This is a genomic window from uncultured Intestinibacter sp. (genome assembly GCF_902468165.1).
Lineage (GTDB): Bacteria > Bacillota > Clostridia > Peptostreptococcales > Peptostreptococcaceae > Intestinibacter.
Genome location: NZ_CABQXJ010000006.1, coordinates 1 through 13,400, shown reverse-complemented (window position 1 = coordinate 13,400; position 13,400 = coordinate 1). Strand labels below are relative to the sequence as shown.

Below are 13,400 nucleotides of genomic sequence, written 5' to 3'. Positions count from 1 at the left end.
TCACATCCTAACCCTATACATCATCTACTTCAACACTGTCAACTATACCTACAACAGCTGAATCAATAGGAGAATTAGGTTTATTAAGTACATATCTAGCTGAACTACCTTTTGATACTAATACTACCTCTCCTACACCTGCACCAACTGAATCTACTACTATTTCACTGGTTTCTGTCGGCTGCAATGTTTCATTTAATTTTGATACTACTAGAAGTTTAAATCCTACTAAACTTTCATCTTTTGTTGTTGAAACTACTGTTCCTATTACCCTACCTAAATACATATTCTCTACCTCTTATTTCTTAATAATCTATTCTTGTTTTATTTTTAAATTTAACTTTTTAGCTTCTTCTTTTGCTAAATCTGTAATTAGAGAACCTTTATCTACAAATATATAGTTATAACCTCTATTTTCATAAACATCAGCTCTGCTTATTACTTTTTTGTCTAATTTAATATATAGTGAATTTTTATCTTGAGGTTGTTTTAAATCTATTGTTTTTTTATTATCTTTACTTTGATTATTTATAACAAGATTATTTGTATTTAGGTTCTTTTTACTGTATTTTTCAACTTTATAAAATAGATTTTCGGAAGTTGTTAATTCTATTTCATAACTTTTTATTGTTTCTAAATTATTTTTCAATTTATTTTTATAAGCTAAGCTTACATTATCACCATAAATAGATTTTCTTTCTTCATTTTCAATACAACACGCATTTAGCGATGCAATTATCTTCTTTCCACTCATCATAGCTTTTGAAACTATATTCGTGATTAAAGTATCACTAATGCAGTTTGCTATTTTTGATGCTGTATTTATCGTTAAACTAGGAATGATAATTAAATTATTTTGATCTAATAATTCTTTTATATCGGGCTTATCATCTTCTTTTATTACACTTTCTATATTTAGACTTTTCTTTATTAAATCTTCTGTTAATACTTCCTCAGCCGCTTTAGAAATTACAACTTTAAATTGCCATCCATTTTGTTGCAATTTATTTAAAGATTCTATAGATTGTCTAAATCCTATGCTAGCTCCTGTAAATAATACTAAAGCAGTTTTTTGTCTTTGTTCTAATTTTTCTATTACTTTATTTACGATATATTCAATTAATGCATTTTGAATTAAATTTTGTAATTCACTATTCAAATGCTCACCCCCTAAACGTTACAATTCATCGCTATACCTAGAGGTGTTACTAAAAGTGGTTCTATCGGTTTTACTACATCTACATTTATTTCTTTTTTAAATACTGTTGCAAATTCGTCAAAACAACAAGCCCCACCGACTACATAAATATTATCTACATCATATCCTTGTATATATTTTTTTACGATAGATGCCATCTTTTGTACTACTGGTTTTACTATTGTAAAAACATCATTTTCGTTTTTCTTGTCTTTTTTATATTCTTCAGCTTCTTCAAAAGATTTTTTTAAAAATCCTGCCAATACAAGTGTCATATGAGTTCCACCTGTAGCCTCATCTGCTGTAAATATTACTTCTCCATCTTTCAAAATACTTATACCTGTTGTTCCACCACCTACATCAACTACTGCCCCATCTGTAATTCCAAGGACTTCAGCTGCTGCAGTCGGCTCATCTACAATATTTACAACTTCTAAATCTGCTGATTCAACTACATTTGCTATTACCTTTGTATTTCCTTCTGTTATTCCTGGTGGAATAGCTGTTGCCGCATAAGTAAGCTTTGTCCCTAACATATCTTCAACTTGCTCTTTTAACATTCTTACTACTCTTGTGGCACCGATATAATCTACTACTATGCCGTCTTTTACAACAGTAGATGGATAAGTCGCCCCTGCTATAGGTCTATTTTCTTCATCTAAAACAGATAAAACTATATTTGCAGTTCCTAAATCAACCCCTACTTTTAATCTGCCTTTATAATCGTTGCTTTTTTTATCTCTTACTAAAGTAGAGAAATCTTCTAATATTTTATTACAGTTATCTAATTTCAAAATATCACCTATTTCCTGATAATTTTAACTAAGTCTCCATTTTTTAAACAACAAGCATTTGCCTCATCTGTATCTATATGCATTTCTAAAACATATTTGTCAGAAACTCTAATTAAAACATTTCCTAAGATACCTTTTCTTTTACCTTTAATTTCTACATCTACTATATCTTTATCATTTAGTTCTAATTTTTTTGCTGTTTCTTTATCCATATGGATATGTCTTAAAGCGGCTATAGTTCCCTTAGATGTTTCAACACTTCCCTTTGGTCCAATTATTTTTATTCCTGGAGTATTTTCTAATTTGCCTGATTCTCTTATTGGAGCCTTTATCCCAAGTTTAAATCCATCTGTTAATGAAACCTCAATTTGTGTTTCATCTCTTAAAGGCCCTAAGATTCTTACTTTTTCAATCGAACCTTTTGGGCCTTGGATAGTTACTACCTCTTTGGCTGCAAATTGACCAGGTTGTTTTAGATCTTTTATTTTTGTAAGTTCATATCCTTGACCAAATAAAAAATCTAAATCCTCCCTAGATAAGTGTATATGTCTATTTGAAACACCTATAGGGATTAAAATGTCATTATCTTGTTGCATTTTTTCTATAACTATTTTTGTAACTATACTTACTAATTCTTCTTGAGATATATTCATTTTAATCACCTATATATTTAGATTTAATTATTCAGCTCTTTTTGGTAATATTCTTTCAACATCTGTATGTGGTCTTGGGATTACATGTTTAGATACTATTTCTCCAACTTTTTCTGCAGCTACTGCCCCTGCATCTACTGATGCTTTAACAGCACCGACATCTCCTCTTACCATTACAGTTACTAATCCTGAACCTATTTTTTCATATCCTATTAATTCTACGTTAGCTGATTTTGTCATTGCATCTGCTGCTTCTATAGCCCCAACTAACCCTTTAGTTTCTATCATTCCTAATGCTTCACCCATGGCTTTTGCCTCCTATTTATCTTTATTATCCTTATTTTTATCTTTATTTTCTTTGTAGTGAATACAGTAAATTCTTAAATCTCCTTTTTGTCTTGGACATTTAGGGTCTTTACATATGTTACAAGTATATCCTTTAGAAGTTTCTTCACTTAAATCTTGGTTATTATAATCTGAATCTTCATCAGATTCCTGACTAGACTCATCTTGTACAGTCACTTCGTTATTTTTGTCTTCTATTATTTGTCCTTCATCTAAATCTTGATTATTTAAATTTTTATCATTTTCATCTTTTTGTTCTGACTCATCAGCTTTATCTCGATTTAAATTATCTTCTTTATCTGAAGGAGGGTTATTTTGTTTTACTTGTGGAATTTCTTCTTTTTCATCTTCATATCCCACAGTGCTTTCATTTCTTATAAGCATATCAATACTATCGCTTGGTCTTGGTATAACCATCTTCGTATGAACCTTGCCTAATTTACCTAAGGCTGCTGTAGCTGCACTTATTGCAGCTTTTACTGCACCTACATTACCCTCTATTTTTATTACAGTCATTCCGCTTCCTTTTGCAAACTCATATCCAACCAAATTAATATTAGCAGCCTTTAGACAAATATCAGCAGCCTCAATTCCAGCAGCAAGACCCATAGTTTCAATCATTCCAATTGCTAATTTGGACATATCAATACCTCCTTTGATATTACCCTAAATTTTCAATTTCTTTAAAAGGCATTCTTGTCACTAATCTTGCTGCATTTGCCCCTAAAGATCTTTTTTGTTTATCTTCACTTATAAATTTTATTTTGAATATTGGGCTTTCTTCTTTTAATTTATTATAATGAAGTACTATATAATTATTATCGATACCAATTCCTACACCAAGAGTCGACTCTAAACTTGCCTCATGTGCAATTTCAACAGCACTTCCAAATTGTTTGTCTTCTACTTGATATGGAATTCCTTCCTCTTCAATTCCCAATAGTATCTCTTTTATATATTCAATATTTTTGATGTTTTCGTTATAATAAACTTTTATTTGAGGTTTTTTACTTGCAAATCTCCCGATATTATCCAATAGCTTCACCTTCTTCAATAGAAGATAAAATAAGACCTGTAGCAACTGCATTTCTAGGGCCTTCACACCCTCTTATATTTGCTCTTCCGGCAACTATCTTGTACTGTGCAAGAGCATCTGTTACTAGTTGTGGAATTTCAAAATCAAGTGCTGAACCACCTACAAGTACTACAAATTCCATATCTCTTATATTTCCTGTTGGACTTACATCTGCCAAAGCTCTAAGGGCATTAGTTACAAATACTTTTTCTTTAGCATTTTTTCTTATTAATTTAACTTTTTCTAATGAGTAATCTCCCTCCAAAGGAATCATATTTCCTTCTTTTAAAATTACTATTTTTGCAAATACTTTTGAATCTAGTGGATTATTAAAAAATTCAACCGTTCCATCTTCATGTCTCAAGTTAAATAAACTTTCTACTTTTGCAAGAGGATATTTTTTGATATCTTCTGCCAACTCAAAGTCATCTATGCCTAGTTCTGATTTTATAAGCATAGTTACCATATTACCTGCACCTGCTAGGTGTATTGATTTTATGTGACCTTCGCGAGTTATTATAGATGCATCAGTAGAGCCTGCCCCCATATCTAAAATAGCGAGTGGCTTGCTACTACCTGGAGTTGTAAGCGCCCCTCTTATCGCCATATCTGCTTCTACTCCGCCTACTTCTACAGGTATTTTTAACTTTTGGCTTAGTTCATCTGCAATCATCTGCATTTGCAGTTTGTCGGCTTTGACCATTGCTGCAATTCCAACAGCATTTTCTAGCGCAAACTCTTTTGCAAGACCACCTTTTATATGTTGTGGTACAAATGTATCGACAGCTAATAAATCTTGAATTTTTATTAGATTTGGATGTTGGTTTGTAAGATTAGACATTACTTGTCTTACTCTCTCTAACATTCCCCCCGCATTAGTTCCACTTTCACCTTTTATATCATTTATTGGGCTGACGTTATTTATGCATTTCATTATCTCTTGAGCACCTGAATCTACATTTACCCTTGATTTTTTTGTTTGTCCTATTACTTCTAACTCACCTGCTGGGATACGTCTTTCTTTCACATCACCTTTAGGGGTTTTTATAACTACTGCTGATCTATTACCTATAAGAGCTCTAGCAATTGGAACAATATGTTTTGTCTCATCTGAAGTCAAATTAAATAATGTAGCTATACCATATGGATTTGACAATACTTCTATAACCTTACCTATTGGTGCTACTTCTATAGCTGCCAACATTCCTATAGGAACCTTATCTATTAAAGTTACTTCATCGACAATAGGTATTTTATGGTCTAACCTGTTATTTATTAAAACTCCATCATCATTTTTTACTATCGCCCCATTTATATTGAATATATTATTGTAATGATTTATTAATTTTGCAGCAAATTCAAAATTAACATGCTCGGGAACTACGACTATAACTTCTTTTTCTTTTACTTTTTCTAAATCTGTTATTAAAGCTGTAACACCTACTCCAACTCCCTGTCCTCCAGGAGTATTTGGGTTGTGTCCTATCATAGTAGACTCTGTTATTATTGTTTCTGTTATAGTCTCCATCGCAACATCACCGATTACTGGTGCTGCTTCGTTAACCCTAATTCTATCTAAATCACTTAAAGCTAAATTTGCTTTATCTAGAGCTTTTCTAAGGGAATTAAACACACCGTTGATATTTTGCTTAGTTCCCTTAATTCCTGTTGTTGGAACTATGCTACTAGATAAAAATTCAATTTTGTTATTTTGTATTTTAGCTAGAGCTACTTCAGTAGTAGCATTACCTATATCTATACCTGCCACTATTTCCATAGCATACCTCCATAAACATTAATTACTCAGCTCTTAATCTTCCTCTTAATGCGTAAACATCTGCTGCTTCTCTAACAAATGCTGCGTTTATTTTACAATTGTATTGATTTTCTAATTCATCAGCTATTTGATATAATTCAGCTTTTGTAGATCTATAAGGTCTTAAAGCATTGTATATTTCAAGTATTCTTTTATCTGGAACTGCAATAAGTTCAGCAGCTCTTCTAAGGTTTGATGCAAAGGCATCTCTTCCTACAGATTCTGCAACTTGAGCTTGCATTTCTAGTGTTTCTGGAGCTATTCTTATATCTTCAGATTTTATTTCACCGTTTATAACTTTATCTAAAGTTAAATCGTCTAATGCCATACCTGATTGAGCTTTTATTTTTTCGCTCATTTTTTCACCTAATGGGTAGTTTTCTGCTGTAACTTTACAACATTCTTTCTTAGGAGTGCACTGAGCTTGTGGTGCTTGAGTTTGTCCTAAATTTTTTAATACTTCTTCAACAATTTGTTTTATTAATACATCATTTTGACTCATTTTGAACCTCCCTATTATTTAAACTCAACTTTTAATTCTTGAGGTTTTTTATTTCTATCTGCATATTGAGTTTCTTTTATATGTAATAATGCTGCTATTGCTTGATATTTTGGTCTAGCCATTTGGTCATTTCTTACTGGAACTGGTGTTGGTGATTCGCTTTTAGCATATTTAGCTGCATTTTTACCTATAGCTCTATATGTTGGTAAATCTATTAATGGAGCTTGAGAGAATAATTCTACGTTACTAAGTGGTGGTAAATCTTTTTGATGTATTACTGTAGTCCCTTTAGATTGTATTCCTATTCCTATTCCTGAACCACTCATTTCAGCTGCATCATGAGCTATAAAAGAAACGTCTGAAGTTCTGTATACTTTTACAAATCTATAATTTAGACCTTCTTCTTCTATACCTGCTATTATTTCTTTTAATACTTTGGCGTGATCTATTCCTATTATAGTTTTAGTTTGATGTACGCCAAATGCTGGAGCTAACCCAATAACAACTTCGTCTGGTCTGTGGTCTGGAACAAAGTCCCCAACTTCAGTTATAAATAATTTACTTACTTCTTCTTCTGGCACTGGGCTAGCTACTGGTGCTGGAGCTTCTGCTTTAACTTCTTCTTTAGCAGGAGCAGCTTCTTGTGTTATCCCTTCTTGTGCTATTTCTTTTATAACCTCTTCTATTACACTTCTTAAAACTTTTTCATCTATTGCCATAATCTATCACCTCTCTTTTAATAATCCTCTGGACTCTTCGCGTTGTTGATGTTTTTGATTTCTTCCCATCTTTCACCTTCAACTTGATATCCTGTTTTTGGTCCAGCGTATGTATTAGGGCAGTTTACAGCACTTTGAACTTTGAAGTCTTTATCAAGTATTGCTGCTGTGTGTAAGTAATCCCCAGCAACTTTTTGTTTACTCAATTTGAATACGCTATCTGCAACATCTTCAAATCCTGCTTTATATAAAGCTTTTATTATATCTATTCCTGTAGTACCTCTCGCCATCATATCTTCTGCAGCTTTTAAATCTTCAACTACATTTCTATCTGGCATATCTTTACTACCATGTGCATAAGTAGCTGCTTCTACTTCTTCATCAGTTATTTCTGTTAATCCTAATTCTTTAAATAATCCTTGTATAGCTCTAGCAGCTTTATTTCTAACTCTTACTACATCTTCTTCTTTAACCGGTCTTAGACCACCATCTATTTTTAAATCTCTTTGGATTATATTCCAGTCATCATAATCTTCTGCATCCCAGTTAGAACCAGCGAACATATTATCATAGTTTGGAGTAGCACTATATCCTGAACATATAAAGTCAGTTCCTGGTACCATTTGCATTAATGAACGAGCAACTCTTCTTAAATCAGAGTGAGTGAATGTTTGGTCATTACTAGATGCACACTCTAAATCAAGCATTGCAGCTATTAAGTTTTCTGCTAATACGGCTCTTATACCACTTGGAACACCAGCAGGCACACCTATACAACTTACTGAACCATTTTGGATACCTTGAACACCGCAACCTTTAGTTACATATAAGCATCTAGATTCTAAGTAAAGCATTGATTTACCTTCAGCATATCCCATTTGTACTTCTGAACCTGTACCAGATGTAAATCTCATTTTTAATCCTCTTGATGCATAAGAAGATGCTAAGAAACCTTTAGACCATGGAGTATCATCACCATCCATGAAAACTGGTTCTGTTCCATATACTGAAACTGTTTCAGCATATGCAGTAAAACCTTTCATACCTAATTCAAGTTCAGTCGCTTCTTCAACTGCGCATTGAGTAAGTATACCTGGTCTACCAACTTGTGCACCTATCATTATTGCAAGTGCATTAAATGGTGCATATCTAACTATACCAACTGTTGTTTCTTGTTCATCAAATCCTCTAAGTGCAGCTTCGGCAGCATCTGCAGCTATTTGGATTGGATTGTCTTTTACATTTGTAACGTGGCATTGATTTGATGGTCTTTGTCTAGCTCTCATTTTTGTAAGAGCCATCATCATCTCTAATACATTTAATTGAGATACAACTTCTGTTATTTTTGCTGGAGTCATAGCAGTTGTCAAACCTACTATGTCAGCTCTTGTAACATTTATATCTACCAACATCCTAGCTAATTTTAGAGAATCCATAGCCATAACTTCTTCAGTTTTTTCTAGATTAATACCGTGGTCTGCTATAAAGTAATCTAGCATGTCGAAGTCTTTTCTTGTTTTTCCATCTAACTCTACAACTAAACCGTTTTCTAATTTTATACTTGGAGTTGGGTCATTTGGTCCTTCCATAGCTATTAAACCAACTTCTGGCCATTCTTTTACGAAACCGTCTTGGTTAACTGGTCTATTTTCTAATACTTCAAAACGTTTAGATCTCAAAACGTTCACTCTCCTTCTTTAATCGTTATTCTATTTAAACTCAATCCTTAATATCTATTTATATATATGGAACTGTAGTTGATGTTGGTTCTGTTCCATCTAAAGTTTTAAGAACTTTTAAACCTACTTCTCTTGCAGCTATTATCGCTTGTCTAACTGCTCCTGAATCTCCTGAGAAAGTTAATATAACTTCGTTTGAAAAGCTTGTTCCACCATTACCTGGAGTAGATACGCCTACTACATCTACGTTTGCCGCTTTGACAGCAGTATCTGCTAATAAAACACCTATTGCTGCTGGTGCACCAACTGTTATACCAAAAGATTTTCCTATTGGAGCTCCGAATGCTTTATTTAAAGCATAACTTGCTCTTGCAGTATATTGGAATTCTAAATGACCAGCAGAAGTTCCATATACATCACCAAAAGTTCTATCTAATTCTTTTAATGTAACTTCTACAGCACGTCTTGCATCTGATACATCTTCTGCTCCAAATATAATTAAAGAACCATGTCCTGCTCCACCTTCTGTATCTCTTGGAAGTTCGATTAATACTATTTCACTATTTGTAGCTTTTACTGCTTCATCTGCAGCGAATATTTGAGGACCTGCCCCTGTTCTATCCCCAATTATACCTATTGATCTATATTTAGGGTCTATTTTTAAAGCTTCATGTATACCTGCATCTAAGTTTGCTATTACAAGACCTATAGTACTACCTATAGCTGTTCCAACAAATTCTGTTAATCCGCAACCTGTAAAATTTGCTGTGCAAGGAGCTTTAGCTTCTTCTTTAGATTCGCATTTTTCTTCTTGTACTTCTTGTTTTTGTACTTCTGGGGCATCAGCCATTTTTTTCATAACCTCACCCATAATTTTTTGCATTAAATCTTCGTTCATATTTTATTCCTCCTTAAATTTATAGGTTTATAATTGTTGTTTTGGTAATATTCTTTCAACATCTGTATGTGGTCTTGGGATTACATGTATAGATACTACTTCTCCAACTTTTTGAGCAGCTACTGCTCCTGCATCTACTGAAGCTTTAACAGCTCCGACATCCCCTCTTACCATTACAGTTACTAACCCAGAACCTATTTTTTCATATCCAACTAAAAAAACGTTTGCTGATTTGACCATTGCATCTGCTGCCTCAATCGCACCAACTAATCCTTTAGTTTCAATCATTCCTAGAGCTTCTCTTTGCATATCTAGTAACCTCCCTCCTATTTCATACAAAATAAGATATTATTTAGAATTGATAAATTTGTTGCTATTTAATTTTATTTTTATTTACCTAATTAAAAGTGTATCTCAATTAATATGAGAATTAGTTGAACTATTAGTGCATATTTTGGCAAAAAAAAATTACCTTTTTACAGGTAAAATCTAATTTATCTTTTTTTATTGTATACGATACAATAAAATTTTGAATTTCAAACTATAATTTGTCACTTTTATGCCATAATGATAACAAAATATTATATAGTAATAACAAAATAGTATCATACAAACAAAGGCGAAGGTTTTCCTCCGCCTTATCTATTCATTATTTAGTTGTTTCTACATACGTAAATGCATTTTATTTTTTATGCACTGCTCTCTATACTCGCTAGGTGTTACTCCTACCTTTTTCTTAAATACTTTGCTAAAATAATTAGGTTGGTTAAATGCTAGTGATATAGATATATTTACTATAGGTATATTTTTATCAGCCAACATCTCTTTAGCTAAGTCTATCTTTCTATCTGTAACATATGTCACAAAGTTTATTCCAACTTCTTTTTTAAATATTTTGCTCAAGTAGTGTGGTGTTATATTTATATTTTTTGCAACTTCTTCTAATGTTATATTCTTTTTAATATTTTTTTCGACATATTGAATTGCCTCTTGTGTATAATCATTTAAATTGTTTAATTCTTTGTCGTATACTTCTTCCCCACTATCTGTTTCTAAACAATCTAAAAAACTATTTTTATCTTTTGGAAGTTCTTGATTATCCTTATCCATATATTTATTTATTGTCTTAATAATAATCTCTTCTCTGACTGGTTTTATAAAGTAATCATTTACTTCTAGTTCAAAAAGTGTTTCTGCTAAATTATAACTACAATCACCAGTGATAACTACTATTGGCATATCATTTTTCTTTATTCTAATATATTTACAAAGCTCTGTCCCATTAATTATAGGTATATTAATATCTATAATCGCTAAATCAATTTCTCTTTCATTTATTGTATGTTTAGCTGTTAGACCATTATCAACTTTTATTATCTCTACTTTTTCTTTAAATTCCTTTGAAATAATTAATTCTAAAACATTAGCAGACAAATATTCATCCTCTACAATTAATATCTTATACATTGTTTTCCACCTCAACCATAGGTATTTTTATATTTATGATAAGCCCTGTTGTTTTAAAATTAGCACTATACATCTCTAATTTATATTCTTGTCCATATAAACTTATCAGCCTTTGATTTATATTATAAAGACTTGTAGATTTATCTTTATTTTTATAATCAATATCTTCTATGATTCTCTTTATATTTTCTGCTGAAATACCATCTCCATTGTCAATTACTTCTATTATAAAGTTGTTACTATCCTCATATCCTTTTATTCTAAGTTCTGATGTTTTTATGTTTTTCTCCACTACATATTTAATAAAGTTATCTAAAACTGGTTGTAGTATCATAAAAGGACACTTGAGGTCGTGGTATTTTTTATCTATGGCTATGCTATAATTTATTTTTTCTCCAAATCTTACCTTTTGGATATTCATATAACTCTCAGCATAATTTATCTCATCATATAAATAAGTAATACCTTCGTTTTCATTTCTCAAACTATATCTAATTAAATCTGAAAAACTGTGTATAATATCTAATGTTTTTGGCGCTTGCTCTATATATGCCAAGTTTTGAATAGTATTTAACGCATTGAATATAAAGTGTGGATTTATTTGGTACTGTAATGTTTTTAATTTTAATTCCCTTAATGTCTTTTCTAAAGCTACTCTCTTTTTCTCTTCTTCTATCAATTTTGTTTCTTTTTGCATTAATTCTTCTTTTATCATATTTACAAATTTGTTTTCTAACATATATGTAGAAATCCTGTAAATTAGATCTGCTGCCGATTCTAAATCGTCATACTTTTTTTCTTCAATAGAATTGTAGCATTTTTCTAATTTCTCACCACTCCATTTTGATAACTTTCCAAAAGCCCCTGTTTTTTCGTCACATTCATCTTCATCAATTAACTTAGATTGTCCACCTAATATTGCCCCAATATAATTATTATTTATTACAAGTGGAACAGAAAAATCATATAGACCTGCATGGCACTTATATATGTGTGGTTTTCTATTAATTAATGATTGTATCCCTCCATATGCATCACATTTATAGCATTTATCTCTCCACTTAGGATCTTTTCTAATTTCTGTGCAAAAATTTGTGAAATTACTTGGAGTGGTAATGGGTCTTCCCTCATAATCTACTGTTACAGCAGCTACATTTGTTGATTTTGCAAATATATCCTGAATTTCTTGTAGGATATTAATATCGATTAGTTCTTCTAATTTAATATCTGTAACCATATAAAATCCCCCTTATTTAAAGACCATATAGTTAATATCTGGCCCTCCTATTAATAGGCTAAAAATAAATTTAAAATAATTATAAGATTCTATCAAAGTTTGTTTTCCATTTATTGTATATGTTAAATTTTATCATAAGTATCATAGAAATAGTAATTTTTATTACTCACAAGCAACTATTTTTTATAAAGTGTAATTTTTTATTCAGTTATTGCAAAATATTTGCTTATTATAAATTTATCATTCTTCTATGATACTATATTTATAACCTTGTTTTTCTTATATGAATAACGCTGACATAGATTTATATTTTGTAATTTCACATCTAAAGGGGGGAATATATTTTGAGTGAATTGTTTATTGTTATATTTGCATCACTTGGAATTGGTATTTATCATATAGGACATTATTTCTTATTTGATTCCAATTTATCAACTTATTTCAGAATATTATTCGGTTTAATTGTATTATTTTTTATACTTCGATTTTTATATTATAAAATAAGATTTAAGATTTCACTATCTAAAGTAAATATCGATATATATGATTATAAATTTTATAAGACTTGCAATAATCTGTTCAATAAGTTATCTTATATAATAAGCAGTTTTTTATATAATTCTATATCTGAATATAAATTCACTATAAAAGACTTCAGCATTACCAAAAACTACTCTACTAGAGAAACAAATGATACAGAGTATTATCTAAAATTGAGATTACGTTGGTATGCATATGTAAGGTTTACTTATACAAGAACTAGGATTGCTATAAAAAAAGCTGATAATTTTTCATTTGAACACCAAAACACTATGATTTTAAGGGCTTTATCTGAAGAAGATAGAGAGAAATACTTAAACTATAAATCTAAAATTGAAGAATTAGAAAATGAAAACGCCGAGTTGCGTGAAGAATTGAAATATTATAAAAATTTAAATATCCTCTTTTCAAAACGTAATATTTATGATAATATGACATAGTAATGAAAACTACTTGTTATTACAAAGAAAAACATAA

16 protein-coding genes are annotated in these 13,400 nt (G+C 31.0%); 1 reads left to right on the top strand and 15 read right to left on the bottom strand.

The features are described from left to right. Nucleotides 1–13 precede the first annotated feature (13 nt). From RDX53_RS02085 to RDX53_RS02015, 15 genes are all read right to left on the bottom strand, one after another. Entirely contained in the window at nucleotides 14–286 is a 273-nt protein-coding gene (locus RDX53_RS02085; RefSeq protein WP_195929682.1) for a EutN/CcmL family microcompartment protein, read from the bottom strand. A gap of 27 nt (nucleotides 287–313) precedes the next feature. Next, on the bottom strand, nucleotides 314–1,159 hold the full coding sequence (locus RDX53_RS02080) for a flavoprotein (RefSeq protein WP_307993639.1): 846 nt from the start codon (nucleotides 1,157–1,159) through the stop codon (nucleotides 314–316). Between the two features lie 11 nt (nucleotides 1,160–1,170). Continuing rightward, nucleotides 1,171–1,992: an ethanolamine utilization protein EutJ gene (gene eutJ, locus RDX53_RS02075; RefSeq protein WP_195929680.1), complete on the bottom strand. Its 822-nt coding sequence runs from the start codon at nucleotides 1,990–1,992 to the stop codon at nucleotides 1,171–1,173. A gap of 8 nt (nucleotides 1,993–2,000) precedes the next feature. After that, a complete protein-coding gene (locus tag RDX53_RS02070; RefSeq protein WP_195929690.1) occupies nucleotides 2,001–2,639 on the bottom strand; it encodes a phosphate propanoyltransferase in 639 nt (212 codons plus the stop codon). A gap of 33 nt (nucleotides 2,640–2,672) precedes the next feature. Beyond that, a complete protein-coding gene (gene pduA / locus RDX53_RS02065) occupies nucleotides 2,673–2,951 on the bottom strand; it encodes a propanediol utilization microcompartment protein PduA (RefSeq protein WP_195929679.1) in 279 nt (92 codons plus the stop codon). A gap of 12 nt (nucleotides 2,952–2,963) precedes the next feature. After that, complete coding sequence (locus tag RDX53_RS02060) at nucleotides 2,964–3,632, bottom strand: BMC domain-containing protein (RefSeq protein WP_195929678.1); 669 nt, start codon at nucleotides 3,630–3,632, stop codon at nucleotides 2,964–2,966. A 19-nt stretch (nucleotides 3,633–3,651) separates the two neighbouring features. Further along, nucleotides 3,652–4,026, bottom strand: coding sequence for a glycerol dehydratase reactivase beta/small subunit family protein (locus RDX53_RS02055; protein WP_243269549.1), 375 nt, complete (start codon nucleotides 4,024–4,026; stop codon nucleotides 3,652–3,654). Continuing rightward, nucleotides 4,019–5,842, bottom strand: a complete 1,824-nt coding sequence (locus tag RDX53_RS02050) for a diol dehydratase reactivase subunit alpha (RefSeq protein ID WP_195929676.1) — start codon at nucleotides 5,840–5,842, stop codon at nucleotides 4,019–4,021. The genes RDX53_RS02055 and RDX53_RS02050 overlap by 8 nt, the downstream gene beginning before the upstream one ends. Before the next feature lie 22 nt (nucleotides 5,843–5,864). Beyond that, nucleotides 5,865–6,383 (bottom strand): diol dehydratase small subunit, encoded by a 519-nt coding sequence (locus tag RDX53_RS02045; RefSeq protein ID WP_195929675.1) that lies wholly within the window; start codon nucleotides 6,381–6,383, stop codon nucleotides 5,865–5,867. A gap of 14 nt (nucleotides 6,384–6,397) precedes the next feature. Further along, the gene (locus tag RDX53_RS02040; protein WP_195929674.1) at nucleotides 6,398–7,102 is read right to left on the bottom strand and encodes a propanediol/glycerol family dehydratase medium subunit; all 705 of its coding nucleotides are present in this window, start codon (nucleotides 7,100–7,102) and stop codon (nucleotides 6,398–6,400) included. A gap of 17 nt (nucleotides 7,103–7,119) precedes the next feature. Beyond that, the gene (locus RDX53_RS02035) at nucleotides 7,120–8,781 is read right to left on the bottom strand and encodes a propanediol/glycerol family dehydratase large subunit (RefSeq protein WP_195929673.1); all 1,662 of its coding nucleotides are present in this window, start codon (nucleotides 8,779–8,781) and stop codon (nucleotides 7,120–7,122) included. A 58-nt stretch (nucleotides 8,782–8,839) separates the two neighbouring features. Then, nucleotides 8,840–9,679, bottom strand: a complete 840-nt coding sequence (pduB, locus tag RDX53_RS02030) for a propanediol utilization microcompartment protein PduB (protein WP_195929672.1) — start codon at nucleotides 9,677–9,679, stop codon at nucleotides 8,840–8,842. Between the two features lie 27 nt (nucleotides 9,680–9,706). Next, entirely contained in the window at nucleotides 9,707–9,988 is a 282-nt protein-coding gene (pduA, locus tag RDX53_RS02025; protein WP_195929671.1) for a propanediol utilization microcompartment protein PduA, read from the bottom strand. Between the two features lie 354 nt (nucleotides 9,989–10,342). After that, complete coding sequence (locus RDX53_RS02020) at nucleotides 10,343–11,146, bottom strand: response regulator transcription factor (protein WP_195929670.1); 804 nt, start codon at nucleotides 11,144–11,146, stop codon at nucleotides 10,343–10,345. Then, nucleotides 11,139–12,383 (bottom strand): PocR ligand-binding domain-containing protein, encoded by a 1,245-nt coding sequence (locus tag RDX53_RS02015; RefSeq protein WP_195929669.1) that lies wholly within the window; start codon nucleotides 12,381–12,383, stop codon nucleotides 11,139–11,141. Before RDX53_RS02015 ends, RDX53_RS02020 begins: the two co-directional genes overlap by 8 nt. Before the next feature lie 344 nt (nucleotides 12,384–12,727). Between RDX53_RS02015 and RDX53_RS02010 the strand changes: the two genes are divergently transcribed. Next, nucleotides 12,728–13,363 (top strand): hypothetical protein, encoded by a 636-nt coding sequence (locus RDX53_RS02010; protein ID WP_307993638.1) that lies wholly within the window; start codon nucleotides 12,728–12,730, stop codon nucleotides 13,361–13,363. The last annotated feature ends 37 nt before the right edge of the window (nucleotides 13,364–13,400 follow it).